The sequence below is a fragment of the Fundicoccus sp. Sow4_F4 genome, assembly GCF_052116145.1.
Taxonomy (GTDB): domain Bacteria; phylum Bacillota; class Bacilli; order Lactobacillales; family Aerococcaceae; genus Fundicoccus.
In genome coordinates this window covers 193488-217217 of record NZ_JBQKLQ010000003.1, presented here as the reverse complement: position 1 = coordinate 217217, position 23730 = coordinate 193488, and the positions used below count along the sequence as shown (strand labels likewise).

24 protein-coding genes, 1 tRNA gene and 1 riboswitch are annotated in these 23730 nt (G+C 38.9%); of the genes, 16 read left to right on the top strand and 9 right to left on the bottom strand.

Annotated elements, in window-relative coordinates; translation table 11 throughout:
* The first annotated feature begins 378 nt into the window (after positions 1–378).
* The 7 genes from rsmG to guaB all read left to right on the top strand — a co-directional run bounded on the left by rsmG (position 379) and on the right by guaB (position 6793).
* Positions 379–1098, top strand: coding sequence for a 16S rRNA (guanine(527)-N(7))-methyltransferase RsmG (gene rsmG, locus ACTQ5J_RS06595; protein WP_441751666.1), 720 nt, complete (start codon positions 379–381; stop codon positions 1096–1098).
* A 20-nt stretch (positions 1099–1118) separates the two neighbouring features.
* Positions 1119–1883 carry a ParA family protein gene (locus tag ACTQ5J_RS06590; protein ID WP_441751664.1) on the top strand — a complete coding sequence of 255 codons (765 nt, stop codon included), beginning with the start codon at positions 1119–1121 and terminating at the stop codon, positions 1881–1883.
* Positions 1873–2757 (top strand): ParB/RepB/Spo0J family partition protein, encoded by an 885-nt coding sequence (locus ACTQ5J_RS06585; protein WP_441751662.1) that lies wholly within the window; start codon positions 1873–1875, stop codon positions 2755–2757. The genes ACTQ5J_RS06590 and ACTQ5J_RS06585 overlap by 11 nt, the downstream gene beginning before the upstream one ends.
* 39 nt (positions 2758–2796) lie before the next feature.
* On the top strand, positions 2797–2994 hold the full coding sequence (locus ACTQ5J_RS06580) for a DUF951 domain-containing protein (protein WP_441751660.1): 198 nt from the start codon (positions 2797–2799) through the stop codon (positions 2992–2994).
* 62 nt (positions 2995–3056) lie between these two features.
* Entirely contained in the window at positions 3057–4157 is a 1101-nt protein-coding gene (gene ychF, locus ACTQ5J_RS06575; protein WP_441751658.1) for a redox-regulated ATPase YchF, read from the top strand.
* A 15-nt stretch (positions 4158–4172) separates the two neighbouring features.
* Complete coding sequence (locus ACTQ5J_RS06570) at positions 4173–5015, top strand: DUF1129 domain-containing protein (RefSeq protein ID WP_441751656.1); 843 nt, start codon at positions 4173–4175, stop codon at positions 5013–5015.
* A 302-nt stretch (positions 5016–5317) separates the two neighbouring features.
* The gene (gene guaB / locus ACTQ5J_RS06565) at positions 5318–6793 is read left to right on the top strand and encodes an IMP dehydrogenase (protein WP_441751655.1); all 1476 of its coding nucleotides are present in this window, start codon (positions 5318–5320) and stop codon (positions 6791–6793) included.
* Positions 6794–6876: 83 nt separating this feature from the next.
* On the opposite strand, the gene ACTQ5J_RS06560 is transcribed toward guaB, so the two are convergent.
* Complete coding sequence (locus tag ACTQ5J_RS06560) at positions 6877–7317, bottom strand: hypothetical protein (protein WP_441751653.1); 441 nt, start codon at positions 7315–7317, stop codon at positions 6877–6879.
* A 240-nt stretch (positions 7318–7557) separates the two neighbouring features.
* Between ACTQ5J_RS06560 and ACTQ5J_RS06555 the strand changes: the two genes are divergently transcribed.
* The 6 genes from ACTQ5J_RS06555 to ACTQ5J_RS06530 all read left to right on the top strand — a co-directional run bounded on the left by ACTQ5J_RS06555 (position 7558) and on the right by ACTQ5J_RS06530 (position 12303).
* Positions 7558–8247: a response regulator transcription factor gene (locus tag ACTQ5J_RS06555; protein ID WP_441751651.1), complete on the top strand. Its 690-nt coding sequence runs from the start codon at positions 7558–7560 to the stop codon at positions 8245–8247.
* Positions 8237–9433, top strand: coding sequence for a sensor histidine kinase (locus tag ACTQ5J_RS06550; protein WP_441751649.1), 1197 nt, complete (start codon positions 8237–8239; stop codon positions 9431–9433). The genes ACTQ5J_RS06555 and ACTQ5J_RS06550 overlap by 11 nt, the downstream gene beginning before the upstream one ends.
* Positions 9420–10772 carry a serine hydrolase gene (locus ACTQ5J_RS06545; protein WP_441751647.1) on the top strand — a complete coding sequence of 451 codons (1353 nt, stop codon included), beginning with the start codon at positions 9420–9422 and terminating at the stop codon, positions 10770–10772. The genes ACTQ5J_RS06550 and ACTQ5J_RS06545 overlap by 14 nt, the downstream gene beginning before the upstream one ends.
* 44 nt (positions 10773–10816) lie before the next feature.
* Positions 10817–11341, top strand: coding sequence for a peptide-methionine (S)-S-oxide reductase MsrA (gene msrA, locus ACTQ5J_RS06540; protein WP_441751645.1), 525 nt, complete (start codon positions 10817–10819; stop codon positions 11339–11341).
* 200 nt (positions 11342–11541) lie between these two features.
* Positions 11542–12162, top strand: coding sequence for a carbonic anhydrase (locus tag ACTQ5J_RS06535; RefSeq protein WP_441751643.1), 621 nt, complete (start codon positions 11542–11544; stop codon positions 12160–12162).
* Between the two features lie 68 nt (positions 12163–12230).
* A tRNA-Thr gene (locus ACTQ5J_RS06530) sits at positions 12231–12303 on the top strand.
* 50 nt (positions 12304–12353) lie between these two features.
* Here the strand turns inward: ACTQ5J_RS06530 and ACTQ5J_RS06525 are convergent.
* Complete coding sequence (locus ACTQ5J_RS06525) at positions 12354–13250, bottom strand: DMT family transporter (RefSeq protein ID WP_441751641.1); 897 nt, start codon at positions 13248–13250, stop codon at positions 12354–12356.
* A gap of 169 nt (positions 13251–13419) precedes the next feature.
* A complete protein-coding gene (locus ACTQ5J_RS06520) occupies positions 13420–13662 on the bottom strand; it encodes a hypothetical protein (RefSeq protein ID WP_441751639.1) in 243 nt (80 codons plus the stop codon).
* A gap of 191 nt (positions 13663–13853) precedes the next feature.
* On the opposite strand from ACTQ5J_RS06520, the gene ACTQ5J_RS06515 reads away from it, so the two are divergent.
* Positions 13854–14885: a family 20 glycosylhydrolase gene (locus ACTQ5J_RS06515; RefSeq protein WP_441751637.1), complete on the top strand. Its 1032-nt coding sequence runs from the start codon at positions 13854–13856 to the stop codon at positions 14883–14885.
* Between the two features lie 12 nt (positions 14886–14897).
* The gene (locus tag ACTQ5J_RS06510) at positions 14898–15203 is read left to right on the top strand and encodes a MetQ/NlpA family ABC transporter substrate-binding protein (RefSeq protein WP_441751635.1); all 306 of its coding nucleotides are present in this window, start codon (positions 14898–14900) and stop codon (positions 15201–15203) included.
* Between the two features lie 230 nt (positions 15204–15433).
* On the opposite strand, the gene ACTQ5J_RS06505 is transcribed toward ACTQ5J_RS06510, so the two are convergent.
* The 6 genes from ACTQ5J_RS06505 to ACTQ5J_RS06480 all read right to left on the bottom strand — a co-directional run bounded on the left by ACTQ5J_RS06505 (position 15434) and on the right by ACTQ5J_RS06480 (position 22636).
* Positions 15434–16657, bottom strand: coding sequence for an LL-diaminopimelate aminotransferase (locus ACTQ5J_RS06505; RefSeq protein ID WP_441751633.1), 1224 nt, complete (start codon positions 16655–16657; stop codon positions 15434–15436).
* 10 nt (positions 16658–16667) lie between these two features.
* Complete coding sequence (gene dapF / locus ACTQ5J_RS06500) at positions 16668–17543, bottom strand: diaminopimelate epimerase (protein ID WP_441751631.1); 876 nt, start codon at positions 17541–17543, stop codon at positions 16668–16670.
* Positions 17544–17637: 94 nt separating this feature from the next.
* Positions 17638–17783, bottom strand: a riboswitch (Lysine riboswitch).
* A gap of 82 nt (positions 17784–17865) precedes the next feature.
* Positions 17866–19212: a type I glutamate--ammonia ligase gene (glnA, locus tag ACTQ5J_RS06495; RefSeq protein WP_441751629.1), complete on the bottom strand. Its 1347-nt coding sequence runs from the start codon at positions 19210–19212 to the stop codon at positions 17866–17868.
* Between the two features lie 888 nt (positions 19213–20100).
* Positions 20101–20877 carry an ABC transporter permease gene (locus tag ACTQ5J_RS06490; protein ID WP_441751627.1) on the bottom strand — a complete coding sequence of 259 codons (777 nt, stop codon included), beginning with the start codon at positions 20875–20877 and terminating at the stop codon, positions 20101–20103.
* Positions 20878–20879: 2 nt separating this feature from the next.
* Complete coding sequence (locus tag ACTQ5J_RS06485; RefSeq protein ID WP_441751625.1) at positions 20880–21665, bottom strand: ABC transporter permease; 786 nt, start codon at positions 21663–21665, stop codon at positions 20880–20882.
* Positions 21662–22636, bottom strand: coding sequence for an ABC transporter ATP-binding protein (locus ACTQ5J_RS06480; protein ID WP_441751623.1), 975 nt, complete (start codon positions 22634–22636; stop codon positions 21662–21664). The genes ACTQ5J_RS06485 and ACTQ5J_RS06480 overlap by 4 nt, the downstream gene beginning before the upstream one ends.
* A 228-nt stretch (positions 22637–22864) precedes the next feature.
* Here ACTQ5J_RS06480 and ACTQ5J_RS06475 point away from each other — a divergent pair, with 228 nt between their 5' ends.
* Positions 22865–23650: a PHP domain-containing protein gene (locus ACTQ5J_RS06475; protein WP_441751622.1), complete on the top strand. Its 786-nt coding sequence runs from the start codon at positions 22865–22867 to the stop codon at positions 23648–23650.
* The last annotated feature ends 80 nt before the right edge of the window (positions 23651–23730 follow it).

Here is a 23730-nt window from a genome sequence, read left to right as displayed (position 1 = left end):
AAGCTTTCTAGATTTATTTGTTTAGAAATTGATAGACAGCCCTTGCACTAGATCTAACTGCATTCTAAAGAATAGCATTCTGATTCACATAAAGGAGTCTCTTTCGAGGCTTCTTTTTTGGCTTAGAAAAGGTAAATAAATTGATGATAGGCTTTGGTGAACGATTGTGAAAACCTCCTTCAACTTTTAAAGAATTGACCACTTAGGTAGGAGCACGAGAGCTACAGAAATAAAGGTTTCTGTTGCTTTTAAATACAAGTCTTTTCCTTTAAAAAATGTAGAGATTTCATTGCTATTGAGCTAGTTTTCGGGTAAAGTATAAAGGTGTGTGAAACATTCTTGTTTCACAGAAAATATGTAAAATAAGGGGCTGTCATCATGACAACTGAAGAATTTGTCCAAGCTTTAAGCGAGCATGGAATCACTCTTACTCCTGAGCAAGTTAACCAATTTGAACTGTATTATGAGTTACTGGTTGAATGGAATCAGAAAATTAATTTAACAGCTATTACGGAGAAAAAAGAAGTCTTTTTAAAGCATTTTTATGATAGTTTAATGCCATTATGGATGATGCCATTAGAAAGCTATGCCGTGAGTTTATGTGATGTAGGAGCAGGAGCTGGCTTTCCAAGTATACCTCTAAAAATAGTACATCCTGAATTAAAGGTCACCATTGTTGATTCATTAAATAAACGTATCATCTTTTTAGAAGAATTAGTGAGTGCTTTAGGCTTAAGTGACGTGCAATGTGTTCACGGGCGTGCTGAAGATGTTGGACAAAATCCACAGTATCGCGGTCAGTTTGATGTCGTTACTGCCAGAGCCGTCGCAGCGTTAAACGTTCTAAGTGAATTTTGCTTACCACTTGTTAAAAAAGGTGGAAGTTTCCTAGTGTTAAAAGGTGCAAAAGCAGATGAAGAAATCGAACATGCTCGAAAAGCACTCACTGTGCTTGGGGCGAAGTTTGAACAACAGGCAAGTGAGTTATTACCGATAGAAGAGAGTGAACGCACGATTCTATTGATTAGAAAAACACTTGATACACCAAAGAAATATCCAAGAAAAGCTGGTAAACCAGCCAAACAACCAATTATTTAATAAGTTAGGGAGGATACAGCATGGGGAAAATGATTTCGATCGGAAACCAAAAAGGTGGCGTAGGTAAAACAACAACTACAGTCAATTTAGGAGCTGCCCTAGCACAATTAGGCAAAAAAGTGCTAATTATCGATTCTGATTCACAAGGTAATGCAACGAGTGGATTAGGCGTCGAGCGTGGTCAAGTGAACAAGAGTCTGTATGAGATTTTAGTCGATCAAGAGCCGCTTGAAAATTGTATTCTACCAACATCAAGCGAAAACCTAGATATTGTTCCTTCTACTATTTCTTTAGCTGCAGCAGAATTGGAACTCGTTAACGTTAAAGACCGTGAATTACGTTTGAAAGAAGCCGTTAATCCAATCCGCGATAAATATGATTATATTCTTGTGGATTGTCCGCCTTCTTTAGGGCAATTATCAATCAATGCTTTTACAGCGAGTGATACGATATTGATTCCTGTTCAAGCAGAATATTATGCCTTGGAAGGTTTGAGCCAGTTATTGAATACAATTCGTCTCGTTCAAAAAAGCTATAACCGACAATTTAGAATTGAAGGTGTTCTGATTACGATGTTAGACGCCCGTACCAATCTAGGCTATGAGGTTGTTGAAGAAGTACGTAAATATTTCCGAGAAAAAGTGTATAAAACGATTATTTCACGTAACATTCGTTTATCAGAAGCACCTTCTTACGGCCAGTCAGTGTTAGATTATGATCCACGTTCTCGTGGCGCTGAAATGTACTTAGATTTAGCAAAGGAAGTGATTTCGAGTGGCGAATAAACCTAAAAAAACAGGTTTAGGTCGTGGAATGGAAGCTTTATTTACAGCTTACGAAGAAACTCCGACAGATAATGAAATCGTCGAAGATATTCCTTTAGACCAAATTCGACCTAATCCTTATCAACCACGTAAACATTTTGATAAGATTGCCTTACAAGAATTAGGCGAATCAATCAAACAAAGTGGTGTATTCCAACCAGTTATCTTGCGTAAATCAATGATTAAAGGTTATGAATTGATTGCAGGTGAGCGACGTGTTCGTGCGAGTCGTTTAGCAGGTAAAACAACGATACCAGCAATTGTTCGTCAGTTAGACGAAGAAAGAATGATTGAAATTGCGGTCGTTGAAAACTTACAAAGGGAAGATTTAAGTCCTTTAGAAGAAGCTGAAGCATACAGCATGCTGATGGATAAATTAAATTTAACTCAAGCCGAAGTAGCCGATCGTATGGGCAAGAGTCGTCCCTACATCGCGAACTATCTTCGTTTATTAACACTTCCAGAAGAAATCAAGCAAATGGTAACAGAGGAAAAAATGTCAATGGGTCAAGCAAGAACCATACTAGGATTAAAAGACAAAAGCCAAATGATACCAGTCGCTGAAAAGGTTGTAAGAGAGCATTTAACCGTTAGACAATTGGAAGAACTTGTGCAACAATACAATCAACAAATGCCGATTCAACCGAAGAAAAATGAAAAAACTGATAAAGTTGCCAAAGCTCCTCATATCGTCGAAATTGAACATCAAATGCAAGAACGCTTTGGAACAGGTGCTTCAATTAATCAAAAGGGGGATAAAGGAAAAATCGAAATTGAGTTCTTATCTCAATCAGATTTAATCCGTATTCTGGAGATGTTAGACATTCAGTTGTGATGCGTTACAATCTGACATTACTTTATTGGAGGAAGCAAGATGGAAAAAAAATACGATAAATTTGATACTGTTGAAATGCGCAAGCCTCATGCCTGTCAAACTAATCGCTGGCAAATCGTACGTATGGGAATGGATATCCGTATTAAATGTGAGAATTGTGGACATGTTGTCACAATGACACGCCGTGATTTTGAAAAGAAAATGAAAAAAATACTTGTGAAACACGAAGAAAACTAGTAACAACCGTTTGAAACTATTAACATAAATAGAATTTTTACAGAAGAAAGAGAGTGCCACCTATGTCATTAACAGCAGGAATCGTTGGTCTTCCAAACGTTGGGAAATCAACACTTTTTAATGCAATTACAAAAGCAGGCGTTGAAGCTGCGAACTATCCTTTTGCCACTATCGATCCTAACGTTGGTGTGGTAGAAGTACCAGACCAACGTTTAAATGAAATCACTAAATTAGTTAAACCTAAAAAAACAATTCCAACTACGATTGAATTTACAGATATCGCTGGAATCGTAAAAGGTGCTAGCCGTGGTGAAGGTTTAGGGAATAAATTTTTAAGCCACATTCGTCAAGTCGATGCGATTTGTCACGTTGTTCGTTGTTTCGATGACGGTAACATTACTCACGTATCGGGTAAAGTTGATCCAATTTCAGATATTGAAACAATTAACTTAGAGCTTATCTTAGCTGACTTAGAAACGATTGAAAAAAGAATGGCTCGTGTTGGTAAATTAGCCCGTACAAAAGATAAAGAAGCAGTTGCTGAAATGGAAGTTTTAGAAAAACTTAAAGTCGCATTGGAAAATGATCAAATGGCCAATTCACTTGAGTTTTACGATGCTCAATTACCTTATGTTCGTAACCTATTCTTATTAACACGCAAGAAAATGTTATATGTAGCGAATATTGGCGAAGACGAAGTGACTGACTCAAGCGATAATCCATACTTAGCACAGGTGCGTGAGCTTGCAGCAAGTCAAGGCGCAGAAGTAGTGCCGGTATGTGCACGTCTTGAAGAAGAGATTGCTGAACTTGATGATGAAGAAAAAGCCATTTTCTTAGAGGACTTTGGAATTGAAGCGTCTGGTTTAGATCGTCTAATTCAACATGTTTACTCTCTATTAGGCCTGGCGACTTACTTTACAGCTGGTGAGCAAGAAGTTCGTGCTTGGACATTTGTTCAAGGAATCAAAGCGCCTCAAGCTGCTGGTATTATCCATTCAGATTTCGAACGTGGCTTTATCCGTGCGGAAACTGTTTCTTATGATGACTTAGTCACTCATCAAAGTATGGCTGTAGCCAAAGAACATGGCCGTGTGCGTTCAGAAGGTAAAGACTATGTCGTTCAAGATGGCGATATTATGTTATTCCGCTTTAACGTTTAAGAGAGGACATAATTTATGAGTAAAGAAACTGAAAAAAATACCCCCATTGTAGATCCAAACGAAGCAGATAAAATTCAAGCAGCTAAAGATGCGATTAAAGCAAGTACTGGGACGAAAGTTGAGACTAATGCTAACGTTGTAGAAACGACTCAAGTCAGTCCAGTTGCCCCAGTCGCTGTTAATCCTTTACCTGGATTAGAGTGGGATGAATTTAATCAATTGACGAAAAGAAGTCAACAATTCTTAGTATCCATTGATAAGAAACTAACGGATGGCGGCTTGACTGAAACGGTTAAAATGCCCATTTACACAGAAATGTTAGAAACTTTAATTGAAGGCCAACAAGTAGGACAAACGGCTCGTCAAATTTACGGCACGCCGACTGAATGTGCAACGTCAATTTTAAATCAGAATTTTCAAGATCAAACAGAAGTGACTCGTTCACCTGATTGGCAAATTGCTTTGGATGGTGGCTTAATCTTAGGATCAGTTTTCACTTTTATCGTGGGACTGTCTATGATGAATGCAAATGCTGAGCAACCTGAAGCGGTCTTATCTATGGGACTAATCACTTTAATCTTGAATTACTTAGTAGCCGGTTGGGCGATGCTTCAAACGTCAAAAGTAATGCCTAATATGGAAGCACCAAAAGGTAAAAAAGGTTACTTCAAATATTTCGGAGTATCCTCACTATGGATGATTGTTTGGGTGGCAGTAGTGACCCTATCCGCAGCCTTTATACCATCAGTTATTAACCCTATTTTCCCTCCAATGGTTTATATGGTTATCGGAGCGGCGACATTTGGCTTACGTTTCTACTTGAAGAAACGTTATAACATTGTCGGTGGCGTATTTTAAATTTAAGTAAATATTATTTTATAACACGAACATTCTAGTGAGGCAATTGTCTGTAATCTTATGCCCTTTATCAGAATTCTCTCAATCTGAAATTTAAAGATGATTGACGAAGGATATCTGTCTGAATGTTCGTGTTTTTATTTTACCTAAAATTAATTTGTGTGACGAACATCGTTGTGTCGATGATTGCTAAAGCCAAGAGTTTGATGAGGGATTTATAATGTTCATATTTTACTTGCATGTCGGTCGGTAAAATGATAACTTAGTAAAAATATATTCAAAAAAAATTAGGAGGCGTGCAAATGACTGCATGGGAAACAAAGTTTGTTCGAGAAGGTTACACATTTGATGATGTATTATTAGTGCCAGCGAAAAGTGAAGTGTTGCCAAATGATGTAGATCTTTCAGTAGAACTATCTCCCAACTTAAGGTTAAATATTCCAATTATTAGTGCAAGTATGGATACGGTCACTGATGCTGATATGGCGATTGCGATGGCTAGACAAGGTGGTTTAGGTGTTATTCACAAAAACATGTCAATTGAACAACAAGCGCATGAAGTAAAAAAAGTAAAACGTTCAGAAAATGGTGTTATTCTTGATCCTTTCTATTTAACGCCTAATCACACGGTTCATGATGCAGAAGAATTGATGTCACGCTATCGTATTAGTGGAGTGCCAATCGTGAAAAGTTTTGAAGATAAATTATTAGTAGGTATTATTACTAACCGTGATATGCGATTTGTCACAAACTTTACTTCGCCAATTGAAGAAGTGATGACTCAAGATAACTTAGTAACTGCACCAATTGGAACCTCTTTAGAAGAAGCGAAAGAAATTTTACACCGTCATCGAATCGAGAAATTGCCAATTGTTGACACAGAGGGTAGATTATCAGGTTTAATTACGATTAAAGATATTGAAAAGGTCATTCAATTCCCTCATTCAGCTAAAGATGAACACGGTCGTTTATTGGTTGCTGCAGCGATTGGTGTAACATCCGATACTTTCGAACGTGCGGAGGCTTTAATTCAAGAGCAAGTAGATGCGATTGTTGTGGATACTGCTCACGGTCATAGTGCAGGTGTAATTCGTAAAATCAAAGAAATTCGCGAAACTTATCCAGATGTAACGATTATCGCAGGGAACGTTGCCACAGCGCAAGCGACACGTGAATTATTTGAAGTGGGTGTTGATGTGGTAAAAGTGGGGATTGGTCCTGGATCAATCTGTACAACCCGTGTAGTTGCAGGTGTTGGTGTGCCACAATTAACTGCAATTTATGAATGTGCATCAGCAGCCAAGGAATATGGCAAGACGATTATTGCGGATGGTGGGATTAAGTATTCTGGTGATATCGTGAAGGCTTTAGCAGCAGGGGGGCACGCCGCTATGCTAGGGAGTATGTTAGCAGGAACAGACGAGTCTCCTGGTGATTTTGAAATTTATCAAGGCCGTCGTTTTAAATCTTATCGCGGGATGGGAAGTTTAGCAGCGATGGAAGCTGGTTCTAGCGATCGCTACTTTCAATCTAAAAACGAAGCGAAGAAAATGGTACCAGAAGGTATTGAAGGGCGCGTTCCATACAAAGGAAGCGTCACAGATATTATTTTCCAAATGGTTGGTGGTATTCGTTCAGGTATGGGTTATACAGGTTCAGCTGACTTGAAAGCATTACGCGATGAAGCACAATTTATCCGTATGAGTGGTGCTGGCTTGATTGAGTCACATCCGCATGATGTAAACATAACCAAAGAAGCGCCTAACTATTCAAGATAATAATAGTCACTAAATAAACAGCATGTTTTCGATCAATTCATCGAAGACATGTTGTTTTTGCTTAGGTGTTTAATTGAGTTTCTCTAAGCGTTATTTTCATGATAAAAAATTTGCGAAGCATAGAAGAAGATGCCAGCTAAAGCATAACTAAAGGCTAATACTTGGAATATGCTCCCGATTGAAAAATTCAACATCAATAAAAGCATAGCTAAAAAGAAGCCCGACGCAAAGGTGATCGAGCAGTTTCTTAAGGAACGCAATACAAGCAGTTGGTCACGGTCCTCTTTTCGTTCGGCAGGATGTCTTGTTCGCAAACGTCCAAAGAGATATAAGACGGTAAAAATAGCGATTTGAACCGCAAAGGTCATTAACAGGGTTCGTATAAAAAAAGCGCCCCATAAGTAAATTTGAGTTTCGAAAGCTAGTGCGCTTCCAGTTACTTGACTTTGTTGGAAAAACTGCCAAGTGAAAATAACCAAGTGTGCGATTAAATGAATAATCGCAGGAATTGATTTTTTAGTCATAGTGAAACCCCTTTCTTTGTGTGCATAGCAATTATAAGTCATATTTGGCCTGATGTGAAATTATTCCGATTTGACGAATATTTGTAGTTAAACAGCATAATGTTTAACATGTGATGAAAGTGTGAAACTTTGATGTAATCTTTGATAAAGAAAGCGTTAAAATGTTAATCGTGCTAAAATAGGGTATAATAAAAGAGAGAGTATTTACATGAAAGATTGATAGAGAAGGAGTTGAGTATAATGCGAGTTTTAATTGTAGATGACGATCGCGAAATTGTTGAATTACTTAATATTTATTTAAAAAATGAAGGCTATGATGTAGTGAAAGCTTATAATGGCCAGCAAGCGTTAAATTATATTAAGAACGATGAAGAAATTGAATTAGTGATTCTTGATGTGATGATGCCTAAGATTAATGGAATTGAGGTAGTTGAGAAGCTTCGTGAAGCCAATCATAGTATCCCAGTCATTATTCTGAGTGCTAAATCTTCTGATAATGACAAAATTCAAGGCTTAATTTCTGGTGCCGATGATTATGTAACGAAACCCTTTAATCCTTTAGAAGTGATTGCGCGTGTAAAATCTTTACTGCGTCGTCAGCATAAATATACTGAAACTGAAGAGCCTGATACAGTGGAAGCTGGTCCGCTGATTATTAAGAAAGAGTCTCATGAGGTCAAAACAATCACGGGTAAGGCGATTCAATTAACAGCCTTAGAGTTTGGGATTCTCTATTTATTAGCGAGTCATCCGAATCGTGTGTTTAGTGCGGAAGAGATTTTTGAAGCTGTTTGGAATCAGGAAAGTATTGTAAGTGCAAAAACTGTAATGGTTCATGTGAGTCACTTACGCGATAAAATCGAATCGGCAACGGGTGGCGAAAAAGTCATTCAAACCGTTTGGGGCGTAGGTTACAAAATTGAAGGCTAAAGCGAGTCAAAGTCCAGCGATCCCTGAGACTAGATTATCACGTAGTGAAAAATTCGAATTAGTACTAGAAGCAATCGTAACACTCTGGATAGTATTCTTTTTCTATTTGAGTGTTATTTTGCTATTCTCAGCTATTATCGATTGGGAACTCGATTTCTTGGAGCTAAAAACATTACGTGTTCAATTTATGTTGACGGAAAATCGATTGTTAAATATGTTTTACCTATTCAGCGTCTTGTTGATCGTCATTTCGGCTTTATTAGTATGGTGGCGCATTAAGCGTCGTTTGCGAATTGTTCATCTCGGACATGTATTTAAGCAACTCGAATATATTACAGATGGTCATTATGATTACCGTATTCCAGATACAAACTTAGGTAATTTGAGTTCGGTAGTGACGAGTATTAATAAACTTGTCGACAGTACAGTTGAAGCGATGGAAGAAGAAAGACGGATTGAGAAGACGAAAGATGAGTTGATTACGAACGTTGGTCACGATATTCGTACGCCATTGACGTCCATCATTGGTTACTTAGGTTTAATTGAGAATAAACAGTATCATAGTGTCGAAGAAATTTTAGACTATACGCATACGGCGTATACTAAAGCCTTACATATGCAAACCTTGGTGGCTGAGTTATTTGATTATGCGTCTTCTAGACAAACAACCTACGTTCTTCAACCAAGTAAAATCCAATTAAAGTTATTTATGGAGCAGTTGGCAGCCGATTTTGAATTATCTGCTGAAGAAAAAGGTGTGGCGATTGAAGTCAGTGTGCAGCCAGAAACCTTAACAGGTGATTTTGATGTTGAGAAGATGGCCCGAGTTTTTAATAACTTGATGGTAAATGCATTAAAGTATGGTTATGGGGCAACAGTGATTAAAATAAATGCTTTTTATTTAAAAAATCATCCGCAGAGTCCGAAGACAATTGTGTACGAAGTGAGAAACAATGGAGCACTCATTCCTGAAAAGGATTTGAAGCAAATTTTTAATCGAACCTATCGAACGGATCAATCGCGCCACTCGGATGAACCAGGTAGTGGTTTAGGTTTATCAATCGTAAAGAATATTGTTGAATTACACGGCGGTCAAGTGTATGCTTTAATAGATGCAGATGAATTAGTTTTCCGAATTGAAATGCTGCAAACATATAATTTAGGTGACGCGAATGAAAATAAATAAACAATTGAAACAATTTTTTAGCGGTTTGCTTATCGTCTTGATTTTGCAAACCGTCTTTGTCAGTCCAAAAACAAGTCTGGCAGCCATAAACCAAGCGATTCCAGAAACGAGCGCTCAATCCGCGATGGTGATTGACGCAACCAATGGTCAAATTTTATTTGAACAAAATTCAGAAGAAGCCGTTGAAGTGGCCTCTATCAGTAAATTATTGACGATTTACATCGTTTTGCAAGCGGTTGAAAAGGGTGAAATCGACTTAGATTACCAAGTGCCTATCTCTGACTATGCTTATGCTGTTAGTCAGGACTACGATGTTTCTAACGTCCCTTTAAGACAAGATGAGTTATACACGGTCGAAGAGCTAATTGAATCTGTTATGATTTCCCTATCTAACGGATCAACAATTGCATTGGCAGAGTTGGTGTCAGGATCTGAATCTGACTTTGTTAAACAGATGAATACTTACTTGGAGAATTGGGGAATAATGAATGCCTCAATTATTAATGCGACAGGTTTGAATGGAGCTTATGATCCAACCGATGCTGAGACCATTGATAAAGGTCCCCAAAACATGCTATCAGCTGAGGCAGTTGCGATTATCTCCTACCATCTTCTCAAAGATCATCCTGAAATTTTAAAACATACCCAAATTAATCGAAAACTATTTAAATATGGCACCTCAGATGAATTTGAAATGACAAATTACAACTTGATGTTACCAGGTAGAACGTTTGAATTTGAAGGCGTTGATGGCTTATTGACAGGTTATTCAGCTAAAGACGGTGGAAGTTTTGTTTCCACGATTATTCGTAATGACATGCGTATTATTAGTATTGTATTAGGGGCACAAGGCACAGAATCGCGTTATCATGAAACGAAAAAACTATTTGATTATGTTTTTTCAGCTTATATGACAGAGGAAATTATTAAGCAAGGCGATGAAGCAACACAAGTTTCGCAAATAAAAGTGTCGAATGGTAAAATCAGTCCCGCTCCGATGCGCTACGGCGAGAATTTAAATTTAGTGGTGCCAGTAATTGATACAGCCCCTCGATTGGAATACGAATTTATTCCTAATGATCAGATTAATCAAATAGGCGAATTGACAGCACCGCTAGAAGCTGGAACTGTCATTGGCTACGTTTCTATTAATATTACAGACCAAGCAATTCGTTATTTAAGAACAAGTGCCGCTTACGATACCGGCGGCGTACCGGTTGAAATTGCTGAAACAATTGAAGTAGCTCCTTGGTATTCACAAACTTGGCAGATTATTACTGAATCAGTAGGCAATGGTTGGGACAGTACCCGACGCTTCTTCACGGACATTTTTAATTAAATCTGTTAGGATGAGTAAACGATAGACAGAAAGGATGTTATACAATGTGTAAGAAAGAAATTGCGATTTTAGCTGGAGGCTGTTTCTGGTGTATGGTCAAACCATTTGATCAATGGGATGGCGTAGAATCTGTCATTTCAGGCTATACAGGTGGACATCTACCGAATCCAACCTATAAGGATGTATGTACGGGAAGGACAGGACATACTGAAGCAGTCAAAATAACCTACGATCCATCAATCATTTCATATGAAGAGATTTTAGATATATACTGGCAAATTATGGATCCTACTGATGCAGAGGGTCAATTCGTTGATCGTGGCTCATCGTATCGTCCAGAAATCTTTTACACAAGTCTTGAGCAAAAAGAAGTAGCAGAAGCATCTAAAACAGCCCTTGATCAAAGGGGTCGTTTTGACCGTCCGGTTGTTGTGCCGATTACAGCAGCAACAGAATTCTATGATGCAGAAGACTATCATCAAGACTTTTATAAAAAAGATCCCATTCATTATGAACGTTATTCACGCGGATCAGGACGTCATGCTTTTATCGAGAAGCATCAAGACTAAACATTAATAATTGTTTTAAGTAATCGCTCTGGCTTGATATTCATAATTTTGAGGTGTAACATTATTTTATTGAATTAAATTTATTTGATAAGATAAAAGTACTTCCTTTTATAACTTAATAAAAAATAAAGACGTTTGTTGAGTGAATTGCAGCTAACAAACGTTTTTAATTTTTACACAATATGCCAGGAGGCGTTCAAATGCGCGATATTTACGAAGCACTGAAGCAATTTAAAGCGAAGGATTATGTACGTAATCAAAAGCTTTATGAAACATTAAGTCAGACACAAACGCCCCACACTTTATTTATTGGATGTTCTGATTCAAGGGTAAGTCCGGAACGCTTATTACAAGCTTATCCAGGCGAGGTTTTCCACATTCGCAATATTGCAAATATTGTTCCCCCAGCGGGACAAAGTGTGAAATATGCTTCAACAACTTCTTCGGTTGAGTATGCAGTAGAAGTACTAAATGTAAAAAACATCATTGTTTGTGGGCATTCAAATTGCGGCGGTTGTGCGGCCAGTATTAATCCTCCAAGTAATATTGATAAACTTCCTTATACGGATATTTGGATTTCTCAGATTAATGCATTAAGAGATCAAATAGCGGATGAGATGGCCGGAGAAAGTTTTGAAGAACAAGCGACTCATTTAGAGAAAGTGAATGTTATTCAACAATTATCTAACTTGTTAACCTTCGATAATATTCGTGAACGCGTGGCCGATGGTCAACTCACATTAAATGGTTGGCATTACAATATTGGGACCGGAGAGATTTCGATTTATAATCAAGAAAAAGAAGTCTTTGAGGTATTTTAATAATAAATTGATATTGCTTTTTCTTACTAACTAATGTATCATATATTTTAGTTTGAAAAAGCAATAATGCCGGCTTAGCTCAGTTGGTAGAGCATCTGATTTGTAATCAGAGGGTCGAGGGTTCAAGTCCTTTAGCCGGCATAAAAGTAAAAAGTTGAAGTTGACCTAGGTCAGCTTCAACTTTTTTTTGTTTAGCTAAAGACTTCTGATTTAGGCCTTGTGTTTCGACGTTTACTTAGCCGATTAGCAAAGAGTTCATTACTCAAGGCTGAACCTAGTATTAAAATCGTTCCTAAGACCTGAACGAGTGTTAGACCTTGTTTTAGGATGATTGCAGACAGGAAAATCGCTGTGATCGGGTCAATGTAACTTAAGATTGACGACGTTTGAGTAGGCAGTTTATTCATAGCAGAAAAGAATAATTGATAAACTAAGCCAGTGTGAATCGTTCCAACAAATAACAGTAAACCGATGATTTGTGGTGTCCAATTGACAGCACTAATATCTTCCGTAAGTAAAATATACGGCACCATTACGCAAGCAGCAACGAGTAGTTGGAAGAATGTTAACTCAAGTCCTGATAAACCTTTTGTTTTCTTGTTAAGAATGATAATACTCGCATATAAAACAGCGGCAGCTAGTCCATAACCTACTCCAAGAAGATTACTTTCTCCTCCAGATAAGACACCAGAAATTAAAACTGCCCCAAACATTGCAAAGCCTGTACAGATTAAGTTAAAACGCGTAATTTTCTCTTTCAATACCAAAGGTGCTAATATGACTACAAAAGCGGGTGCCATATAATAACATAAAGTAGCGATCGCAACACTAGTGTATTGATAGGCTTCAAATAGGAAAATCCAGTTAAAACCGATAGCAGCCCCTGAAATTACCAAGTATCGGCCGTTTTCTCGAACTTTAGGCCAGTTAATCGTTTTTCTTTGAATCAATATAACGAATAATAAGAACAAAGTTCCAATGACAGCTCTTGCTGCTGCAATTAGAGCAGAAGAGATTGGCATATAATGAACGAAAATGCCGATAGATCCTACAATTAACATCGCAATAATAAGTTTAAATTTCTCCATTATAACCCTCCAGCCAAATAATTATAGCTATCGTAACACACCTATAAAATTAAGAGAAGATTAAAATACAATAATAATATATATAATCAAACCAAACAAAAAGCAGAACGAGCATCAGCCCGGCCTGCTTTTAAAAAAATCTATGTCATGTTAATAAAGGTGTCTAGTGTCATTCAGGCGACTCTTCGCGGTTAGACTCTTTTAAATTATCTACTGCATCTAAATTGAATGATTCAAAATCTTCTGGTACGACATCTGCGTTCTTTTCTTCCTCGCTACGGTTTACATCTGTTTCAGGTAAGAGTGTGTTATCACTATTTTCCTTGTGAGTTCTCGCAACCGCTCGCGCTCCTGCTAAATTAGCCAAGCCTTCAACACCTGAAACGGGTCTTTCTGGATTTTCAGTTGGCATCCATGTCACCTCTTTCAAAGTTTTTTTCAATATAACATAAAAAGAAAGCGATTACTAACATTATGCCTTCAATCAAATTTAACATAGACTGCTAAATTAAACCTATTGTATGCGCTCTCTGTTGGTGTTAATTTAAAGTCAGGTTCTATTAATAGACAGAATAAATCATTTAATTTGAGAGGAGTTTTCTAATGTCACAAACACAAGTCATTGCTTTTCATTTACGCTTTGGAGATCGTCGTTTGATACCTGAACTCAAGCAATTAATCAGTCAAGTTCTAGCAACTCAGGCCGTATCTCATTTAATTTTAGAATTAGACAAATCCTTTGTTTTTACCAAACATCCCGAATTGAAGACCGGAAGCCATGCTTTAACAGAAGAAGATGCCAGGGAGTTAACTAATTTTGCTCGTAAGCATCAAATGGAGATTGTACCTTTGATGCAATGTTTAGGTCACCAAGGATGGGGAGGCAGTCGCAGTGCTTTACTAACAGCTTATCCGGAGTTTGATGAAACACCACAAACACCATTAACAGCAGAATGGCCAGAGATTTTCTGCCGGAGTTGGTGTCCTTTGCATCCTGATGTGAATCCAATCGTCTATGATATGTTAGATGAAATCATTGAAGCCTTTGATGCCAAAACCATTCATATTGGAATGGATGAAGTATACGAGATTGCGAGTGACCAATGCACAAGATGTCGAGGCAAAAATCGTGCGGATCTATTTATTAAAGCTGTCAAAGACATGCATCAACACATTGTAAAAATACATGATTTAGATATGATGATGTGGGGGGATCGATTAATTGATGCAGAACGATTTGGCTATGATAATTGGGAAGGAGATACGTTCGGCACTTACCACGCCGTTGAGCAATTACCTAAAGACATTGTCATTCTTGATTGGCATTATGATGAGCGTACTCAAGGTTATCCAACGCCAGGCTACTTTATGGAAAAAGGCTATCGAGTAATGCCTGCCTGTTGGTATAAGAATAACGTTGCTAAGCAATTATTTGAAGAGACTGCAGAAGCTGCTAAAGAGCGATCGACAGAAGATAAATATTTTGGCAGATTAGTCACATCTTGGCATCACTGGGACACAGAAGCTTTTACTGTTTTTGAACAGATAGCTAAAGGGCAGCATACAGATAATTTAGAGTTAAAACAGTTGTATCAAAGCTTACAAATCTCAAAGGACGCTAAGTATAATGTGTAAAATCAATACACTATGTATCTTTTGAAGGTTGTTGAAAAGGGTTTCATAAACTTCTATGATGACATTGAAAGTTTAGCAGCTGACTACAAAAACGTGATTGCGACACGTGGCGCAGACGTTGACAACGAATTATACGCACACATCGTAGCGTTATACCAATCAGAAACAGTAGCTGATAAATTAGCTGAAGTTTCAAACGGTGCTGACTTACCAGCTTGGACTGAAAACGACGAGTACCCATTAAGCCTTGAAGCAGCTGAAGATGATTCAAACACAACTGAAGAATCAACAGATGAAGAAGCTTCTGACGAAGAATAATATCAAAATTAATAATAAAAATAACTACTGAATAAAACATTGAGTGGCTAAACCTCGGTATAATACCGAAGTTTAGCCACTCAGTTTTTGTATAAGCTTATGGGGTTAATGGAGGTTGTATTTCGCTCGCCGTTGAATTTATCCAATGCGGTGGTCGCTTCTAGCGACTCGCTGACGTTCTTGATTTTGAAGTTCAAAGGCTTAGGTTAGCGAAGTGATTCGTTCGCCTGTTATGCTTGAGTGAAAAAACGTTGAATGCGTTCAACTGCTTGGATGGTCCGCTCGCGTGAATTAAAGGCGGTTAATCTGAAATAACCTTCGCCACTAGGACCGAAACCACTACCGGGTGTTCCAACAACTTGAGTCGCTTCGAGTAAGGCGTCGAAAAATTCCCAAGACGTCAGATGGTTTGGTGTTTTTAACCAAATATAAGGGGCATTAATACCACCGAATACGGTTGCGCCAACTGCTTCTAGGCCTGCACGAATGATACGAGCATTTTCCATGTAATAAGCGATCTGTTCGTTAATTTGTGTATTGCCAGGTTCTTGGTAAAAAGCCCAACCTGCTCTCTGGATAATATAGGGCGCGCCGTTGAATTTAGTGCTTTGGCGACGTGACCATAACTTATTCAAACATTGTCCTTGGAAAGATAGTTCTTGAGGGACGACCGTATACCCTAGCCTTAAACCAGTGAAACCAGCTTTCTTCGAGAAACTTCTGACTTCAATTGCGCATTTTGTCGCGCCTTCACATTCGTAGATTGAATGTGGAATATTCGGTTCTTGAATATAGGCTTCATAGGCTGCGTCAAATAAGATTAAACTATTGTTTTCTAAAGCATAGTCTACCCAAGTTTGTAATTCAGGTTTACTCAAGGTCATACCGGTAGGATTATTAGGATAACAAAGGTAAATGACATCGACAACTTGTTTAGGAAGTTCAGGAATAAATTGATTGGCTTCGTTACTGCTTAAGTAAGTTAAGTCACTCCATTGTCCGATTTGCTCATCCCAATCGCCTAAGCGTCCAGCTAAGACATTGCTGTCGATATAAACAGGATAGACAGGGTCGCCGATTGCAATTTTATTGTTCACTTCAAACAGCTCTTGCAAATTAGCTATATCACTTTTTGCGCCATCGGAAATGAAAATTTCTGAAGCGTCAATCGCAAGGCCTCGGTCTTGGAAATCATGCTGTGCGACAGATTGGCGTAAGAAGTCATAACCACCCTCAGGACCATAACCTTGGAACGTTTCACTACTTGCCTGTTCATCGACTGCTTTATGGAGTGCGTCAATAACCGCGGGAACTATCGGCTGAGTCACATCTCCGATACCTAATGAAATAAGATCTGAGTTAGGATGCTGTGTCTTGTATTGCTCAACTTTCTGATTGATGGTTGAGAATAAATAGTTTGCGGGAATTTTCTGGTAATTCGTATTGGGTTTCATGATACTCCTCCTAGTGGGTGTTTGGGTAATAAGAGCCGGAAAAACGAGTGCGAGCAGGGCCTTCCATATAAACATCGCCTGATGTTGAAGTGTCCCAAGTGATAATTAAGGAACCACCAAGTAAATTGACAGTTACAGTATTGTCGGTGAAACCGTTAAGGATGCTAGCAACGGCAACTGCACAAGCGCCAGTGCCGCAAGCTAACGTTTCGCCACTGCCTCTCTCCCAAACGCGCATATTAATTTCATCTGAGCGAATTATTTCTGCGAATTCAGTATTAATTTGTTCAGGAAAACATTCATGATGTTCGAATTTAGGGCCGAGCGATTGTAGGTCGAGTTGCGAAATTTCGGGATGAAAAATGACCAAATGGGGATTGCCCATTGATACGGCGGTCACTTGGTAGGTAGTATTTTCTAAAGTGAATGGGTGTTGTAACCAATTGGCTTCTTTTGTTTGGACTGGGATGAGCGAATTCTCGAGAATCGGTTGGCCCATATTGACGCGAGCGCCTGTCACTTGTCCTGATTGATTGAAAATAAGTTCTACTTGCTTAACGCCACTGAGGGTTTCAATAGTCAGATGTTTATCGGACCAAAGGTGTTGGTCGTAAATAAATTTGGCCAAACAGCGGATACCGTTACCACACATCTTGCCTTCACTTCCGTCTAAGTTGAACATGCGCATCTTAAAGTCCGCAATGGAAGAGGGACGAAGGACGATGATGCCGTCACTGCCGATGCCGTAATGTCTTTCGCTCATTTCAACTGCTAAGTCAGCTAAATCCGATAAATTCTCTGCTAAATCGTTAATGTAAATATAGTCATTACCGAGGCCTTCCATTTTCGTGAAGGGGATGCCTTGATTGTTTATTAAATTTGTCATTGTGTCTCACTCCTTAATTAGTTTAATAAAAATAGGACCACAAACAAAAGTCTGTGGTCCTCGGAATGGAGCGAGTAACATTCTTTTGCCGGGTAATTGTTTGCACAATCAAACTTAACTGGCAGTTAAGTTGAACAGTTACTAACCTATTATGATTAGCAACCAACGATTCATCGTTTCGGCGACTTTCCCTTTCCAGACATAATCTGTACTCTTGTCAGTCGCACCTCGCACAATTCCTTTTTATTTTTAATAGCATATCATTGTATTTAATTGACGTCAACTAATTATTATCAATCTCATTAATGTTTTGTATTTTGAATTAGTAACAGGTGAAGTATTTCTCAATTTCCCAAGGTGAGACATACATGGCAAAGTCTTTGTACTCTTGGTTTTTAGCTTTGATAAAGTTGCTCGCAATGTGTGGCCCTAATGCGTCAAGCATATCTGGTGAGGCAGCAAGCTTGTCAACCGCTTCTTTTAAAGAACCGGGTAGGCTGATGATATGATGAGCTTGGCGTTCTTCGGCCGTCATGCGATAAATGTTACGGTCAACAGGTTCTGGTGTGGCTAATTTTTCTTTGATGCCAAGCAGACCAGCTTTTAAGATAACAGCCAGTGCTAAATAAGGGTTGGCAGATGGGTCGACACTTCTCAATTCTACCCGCGTGGAATTTCCTCTAGCAGCAGGAATTCGAATCAAAGGCGAGCGATTCTTTTCGCTCCACGCGACATAGACAGGTGCTTCATAACCTGGAACCAAGCGTTTGTAAGAATTAACAGTTGGGTTACAAACGGCAGTAAAATCTGTTGCATATTTCATAAGCCCGGCGATAAAGTGCATGGCTACATCTGACAATCCAGATGTTGAAGTTGGGTCGTAAAAGGCATTGCCATCTGAGGTGAAAAGTGAAAGATTGAAATGCATACCAGAACCATTGATACCAAAGAGTGGTTTGGGCATAAAGGTTGCGTGTAAATGGTGTCGACGGGCGACTGTTTTAACGATTAATTTGAAAGTTTGGATGTTATCGCAAGCTGAGATCGCATCGGCATATTTCCAATCGATTTCGTGTTGGCCGTGCGCCACCTCATGATGACTGGCTTCGATTTCGAAACCTAATGCTTCTAACTCGAGAACAATATCTCGGCGGCAATTTTCAGCCAAGTCATTCGGTGCTAAGTCAAAGTAGCCACCGTGGTCATTCAATTGCATCGTTGGGTTTTCTTGATCATCGAGTTTGAATAAGAAAAATTCTGCTTCGGGTCCTAAATAGAATTGTTTGAAGCCCATCGCAGTCATTTCTTCAAGTACACGTTTTAAGTTACTACGTGGATCTCCTGCGAAGATGTCACGTTGTGGAGTTTCTACATCGCAAATCAACCTTGCGATTCGGCTAGTTTCGTTCTCTGTAATCGCCCAATCGAAGACGAGCCAAGTGGCTAAATCAGGCACCAAGTACATATCGCTTTCTTCGATTCTGACAAAACCTTCAATGGATGATCCGTCAAACATCATGTTGTTATCTAAAGCTTTGCTTAATTGAGACAATGGAATCTCAACATTCTTAATCGTTCCAAGGATATCTGTAAACATTAATCGAATAAAACGTACATTTTTTTCATCAGCATCTGCTAGGATACTCTCTTTTGTCCACGTATTTGTCATACTATTCCCTCCGTTATTAAATATTAAATAGAAATATTTTTTTGTATTTTGTTAGATTATAGAGGGTAAATATCTCAGAAACAACTTTTTGGTCACCTGCTATGTCATAAAATATGACGCAAAAACAGCGTTTTTAACAATATTAACTAGCGAGACGATAACATTGTGATATAATATTACACAAAATAGGTCGTGATAAATTGTTGGTAATTAAATGATAAATATTGAGGTTAGTTGGATTTAATTGTGTCAATTAAATGAAAGTTTATGGAGGTGAAAATAATTTTTTGTAAGAAAAAAAGTATTTTTTGAAAAGCCAGTTGTTAATAGCAAAATAAAAGTACATAAGTTTGCAGAACATTTGTACATAACTCTGCAGGCAAAAAAGGCCTTGTTAGCTATCCCCTTATCCTCTAAAGTTACTTTTACTTGGAGGTAGAAAAGGATGCTAACAATGACCGCGATATTAATACTATTAAAAGTTTAAGAAATAATCACGATAAATCGACTAACGGTATTCCCCCAACGCTCAGTATCAATTGGCGCATAGCTAAAAAAATATGCGGATCAACCTGTATGGCCCAAATCCATCAAAAAAATAGAACGAGCTAAATCAATATAAAACTTAAAGTTGCTTATAAAATAGCCAGTAAGAAAATCTCACTGGCCGCAAAGCAGGTCGAGGTTATGCTTAAGTTTTTATTATATAAGGGATTATAGGCTTTTGTTGATTTAGCAAGGCTTGTACTACTTTCAGCTTGTTGTTTTTCTAAAGTGATAGGCGCTTGCTAGTCGATTCCCCTGGACTATCGGCTAGAAAAGCCATTAATCTGGTCGATTCCCTCGGACTCGTCCGAGTTTCTTTGATAAGACCGCGATACTTATGATTTAAGAACCAGTTGATTGATAGTGTTTTAAAGCAAAACGCCAAAAACCATAAACGGGAAATATAAATAACGTCGCGATTAAAGGTAGAAACATAAGATAGATCTGATTACTACGGTCAGTCAAATACAGTAATGGGTAATATTGAACTAAAGCCAATGGCACAATGAATGTCAGAAATGTCAGGACGATTTCTCCGTAAATTGAGAAGGGATACTGGCCAAATTCACGACCCCCATCCGTTAGAATGTTGATAAATTCTAACCCCTCTAAGGTAAAAAAGCAGAGGCTAGCATACAATAAGAACAGGCTTGCGAATACGATAGTAGCGCCGAACCACATGAAGAGTACGGTTAATATTTTGGCTGGGGTCCAGTTAATAGTGCTGTTGGTAACGGCCCAGATAAACAGTAAAACAGCTTGAATTAAACGACCGATTCGCGAAAATTCCATTCTTGAACCGAGTATTTGAATAAACAAATTCTTAGGTCTGACAAGCATGCGATCGAATTCGCCGTTGCTAATAATTTGCGCAAAACTGTCGAAGCCACGGGCGAATAGTTCAGCGGTCGCAAAGGCGAAGGAGACAATCGAAAAATTTAACAGCACTTCAGATAGGGTAAAGTCTGCCACTTTATAAAAACGGTGCATCATAAAGTAAACGCCCAGAAAAGAAGTAAAGGTGGCAAGAAACTGGCCGAAAAGGAGCATTAAGAAAGAAGCTTTATGCTGCAATTGACTTTTGAGTTGGATTTTTAAGTAACGTCCATATAATTTCATGCTTAGCCTCCTTGGATAACCACGCGTGTTAAGGCGTTCTTCATGAATAGCTGGCCAAATACAATCAATAGGATGAGCCAGAATAGTTGTGGAAAGATAATGGTCCACTCCTTGATGTCACCACTGTAAACTCTCAATGGTACGTTTTGCATTAGACCAAAAGGCGTTAATTCTATCACGTGTTGAATAGAATGTGGAAGGAAAGGCAAAGGAATAATGCCGCCTGTTAGGAAATCTCCGATGGTCATCACAAGTGTACGTATGCCGGTTGAGGATAATAAATAAAAAGTTGAAATATAAATTAACATCAAAAAAGCGATGACTAAGCAAGTGCTTAATAACATCGTGAGTAGAAATAAAGGTAAATGTTGACTGATAGATAAACCATAAGGTTCTGGTAAGAAAAGAGCCACGATTAAAGGCGGGAAACAGCGCAAGAGTGTGCGTGCTGAGCGAAAAGCTAGCGTCTTCGCAAACCAATGTTTATACAGGCTGAGTGGTCGCACTAGTTCGTAAGCAATTTGACCATCCGTCACGCTTGTAAAGATACTGTTGTCGAAAATCCAGACAGCGAATAAATTGAGAAATGCTTGTTGGAGCCAGATATAGTCTGTTACTTGGCTTAAGCCCATGGGAAAGGCACTTGGATTACTTTGGTAGAATGCTTTAAACATTAAAACTAACATAAAGCCCCAAGCAAATTGTGTGAGAATACCAGCGAAAGCAGCCGAACGGTACTGAAGCACACTAATGAAATGAACGCGAAAGATACTCAAATAGGCTTTCATATTTCAAACTCCTGGTAGAGGTTAACGACTAATTCTTCAGCGGTCGGCTGCTTGACCGTTAAGGAAGTTACCTCGAGTTGCTTTGCTAAGCTTTCAATTGCTTTAGCTAGCGAAAGTTGTTGCGTATCGACTTCGACTAAATAATGACCGGCTGTTTGTTCCAGTAAAGTCAGTCCAGCTTGGGCTTGGAAGTTGCCATGCACAGCTTCAATGACAATCTGTGTGTGGTCTTGTTGCCGCTGTTTTAGATCTTTCAATGAACCATCTAATAGAATGCGTCCCTTACCAATTAACAGAATTCTTTCGGTCAGTGCTTCGATATCTTGCATGTCATGGGTGGTTAGAATAATGGTGGTTTGATGTTCATGGTTCAGCTCTTGAATAAATTGACGCACAGCTATTTTGGAATGGGCATCCAGACCAATCGTAGGTTCATCTAAAAATAAAAGAGAAGGAGAATGGAGCAAAGAAGCGGCAATTTCACAACGCATTCTCTGACCTAGACTCAGTTGGCGCGTCGGAGTGGTAAGCAAATCACCAATGGTTAAACGCTCGCTCAACTCATTAAGCTTTTGGCGGTAAGCGGCTTGATCAATATCATAGATATCCCGTAGTAATTCAAACGAATCAATCACTGGTACTTCCCACCAAAGCTGTGAACGTTGGCCGAACACTACGCCAATATTGCGCACGTGCTCCTTGCGATTTTTCCATGGAGTTAGGCCGTTGATGACACAAGTCCCACTATCAGGAACAAGCACGCCACTCATAATCTTGATGGTACTGCTTTTACCTGCGCCATTCGGCCCAATGTAACCTACCATTTCGCCAGGTTGGATATTGAAGGTAATATCACTGAGAGCATCAATTTGAGTGTACTCTTTCTGGAACAAGGCTCTACTTGTCTGCCAAAAACCAGCCGCTCGTTTAGCTACTTTAAAACTCTTCTGAATCTGTTGTAATTCAATCATGAACTAATCGCCACCTTTCAAGACATTTTAAGGAACAATAGTGTAGCATAACACTTAATCGAAAGCGAGAATAAACCTTAAATATCATCCAAACACGCGTACCATTTAGTCTCTAAATAAAATTCAAATAGCAAACGCTTTCGTGATACCCTTTGTAAGAAAACATCTTCAACTTCCGTTATACTAAAGTTAGTCAGTGTTTAAGATTCTAATAAAAAGGAGTTTATTATGCGTTATTATGACCAACATTTACACACATATTTTTCACCGGATTCTTCAGAGACTTTTGAAAACTACTTGCTTCAATCAGATTTACCAGTCGTGACGACTGAACACCTTGATTTTTTTAGCTCAGTACAAGCCATACCAAATGTTATCCCGGATTACACAGGCTACGTTCAAAAGCTAGACCAACTCAATGCCGAATATGACAACCGATTACTCAAAGGCATCGAAGTAGGCTTCACCTACGCTGATCGCCACCGCATTGAAGACTTTCTAGCTGACAAAACTTACGACATCCAATTACTTAGCATTCACCATAACGGCCGCCATGGCTTCATGACTCTGAATCACGACACCAAACCACTCAACACTCACCTAGACGAATACTTTGACCTCATGTTAGAAGCTGTCAACCACGCGCCCTACGCCAATGTCCTTGCTCACTTTGACTTCGGCTTACGCGGCTACGACAACGTCCAACTAACAGACCTAGAACGCAAAGAAACCGTCCTAACACAAATCTTTAACAAAATGATCGAACAAGACCAAGCGCTCGAACTCAACACCCGTAGCATGTACCGCTACGACAATGCCCACCTCTATGACTACGCCATTGCCTTATATACACAACTAGGCGGCAAACTCTTTACCGTCAGCTCAGATGCTCACGTGGCAGCAGACTACCAACTACACTTCACCGACGCCTACGCCATGTTACGCCGACACAACGTCCAACACCTCGCCACATACCAAAACCAAACCATCCAACTCGTTGACCTCCCCAACTAAATCCCCCAACCTTGCTTAACCAAAGCAAGGTTTTTTTTCAGCGAAAATAAGAACAATCCCCATAAAACGAAGAAAAAATA

What these genes read in the sequence shown, in the direction of transcription:
- rsmG (WP_441751666.1), top strand. Translation starts at nt 379, where the DNA reads ATGACAACTGAAGAATTTGTCCAAGCTTTAAGCGAGCATGGAATCACT.
- ACTQ5J_RS06590 (WP_441751664.1), top strand. Translation starts at nt 1,119, where the DNA reads ATGGGGAAAATGATTTCGATCGGAAACCAAAAAGGTGGCGTAGGTAAA.
- ACTQ5J_RS06580 (WP_441751660.1), top strand. Translation starts at nt 2,797, where the DNA reads ATGGAAAAAAAATACGATAAATTTGATACTGTTGAAATGCGCAAGCCT.
- ychF (WP_441751658.1), top strand. Translation starts at nt 3,057, where the DNA reads ATGTCATTAACAGCAGGAATCGTTGGTCTTCCAAACGTTGGGAAATCA.
- ACTQ5J_RS06570 (WP_441751656.1), top strand. Translation starts at nt 4,173, where the DNA reads ATGAGTAAAGAAACTGAAAAAAATACCCCCATTGTAGATCCAAACGAA.
- guaB (WP_441751655.1), top strand. Translation starts at nt 5,318, where the DNA reads ATGACTGCATGGGAAACAAAGTTTGTTCGAGAAGGTTACACATTTGAT.
- ACTQ5J_RS06560 (WP_441751653.1), bottom strand. Translation starts at nt 7,317, where the DNA reads ATGACTAAAAAATCAATTCCTGCGATTATTCATTTAATCGCACACTTG.
- ACTQ5J_RS06555 (WP_441751651.1), top strand. Translation starts at nt 7,558, where the DNA reads ATGCGAGTTTTAATTGTAGATGACGATCGCGAAATTGTTGAATTACTT.
- ACTQ5J_RS06545 (WP_441751647.1), top strand. Translation starts at nt 9,420, where the DNA reads ATGAAAATAAATAAACAATTGAAACAATTTTTTAGCGGTTTGCTTATC.
- msrA (WP_441751645.1), top strand. Translation starts at nt 10,817, where the DNA reads ATGTGTAAGAAAGAAATTGCGATTTTAGCTGGAGGCTGTTTCTGGTGT.
- ACTQ5J_RS06535 (WP_441751643.1), top strand. Translation starts at nt 11,542, where the DNA reads ATGCGCGATATTTACGAAGCACTGAAGCAATTTAAAGCGAAGGATTAT.
- ACTQ5J_RS06525 (WP_441751641.1), bottom strand. Translation starts at nt 13,250, where the DNA reads ATGGAGAAATTTAAACTTATTATTGCGATGTTAATTGTAGGATCTATC.
- ACTQ5J_RS06520 (WP_441751639.1), bottom strand. Translation starts at nt 13,662, where the DNA reads ATGCCAACTGAAAATCCAGAAAGACCCGTTTCAGGTGTTGAAGGCTTG.
- ACTQ5J_RS06515 (WP_441751637.1), top strand. Translation starts at nt 13,854, where the DNA reads ATGTCACAAACACAAGTCATTGCTTTTCATTTACGCTTTGGAGATCGT.
- ACTQ5J_RS06510 (WP_441751635.1), top strand. Translation starts at nt 14,898, where the DNA reads ATGTATCTTTTGAAGGTTGTTGAAAAGGGTTTCATAAACTTCTATGAT.
- ACTQ5J_RS06505 (WP_441751633.1), bottom strand. Translation starts at nt 16,657, where the DNA reads ATGAAACCCAATACGAATTACCAGAAAATTCCCGCAAACTATTTATTC.
- dapF (WP_441751631.1), bottom strand. Translation starts at nt 17,543, where the DNA reads ATGACAAATTTAATAAACAATCAAGGCATCCCCTTCACGAAAATGGAA.
- glnA (WP_441751629.1), bottom strand. Translation starts at nt 19,212, where the DNA reads ATGACAAATACGTGGACAAAAGAGAGTATCCTAGCAGATGCTGATGAA.
- ACTQ5J_RS06490 (WP_441751627.1), bottom strand. Translation starts at nt 20,877, where the DNA reads ATGAAATTATATGGACGTTACTTAAAAATCCAACTCAAAAGTCAATTG.
- ACTQ5J_RS06485 (WP_441751625.1), bottom strand. Translation starts at nt 21,665, where the DNA reads ATGAAAGCCTATTTGAGTATCTTTCGCGTTCATTTCATTAGTGTGCTT.
- ACTQ5J_RS06480 (WP_441751623.1), bottom strand. Translation starts at nt 22,636, where the DNA reads ATGATTGAATTACAACAGATTCAGAAGAGTTTTAAAGTAGCTAAACGA.
- ACTQ5J_RS06475 (WP_441751622.1), top strand. Translation starts at nt 22,865, where the DNA reads ATGCGTTATTATGACCAACATTTACACACATATTTTTCACCGGATTCT.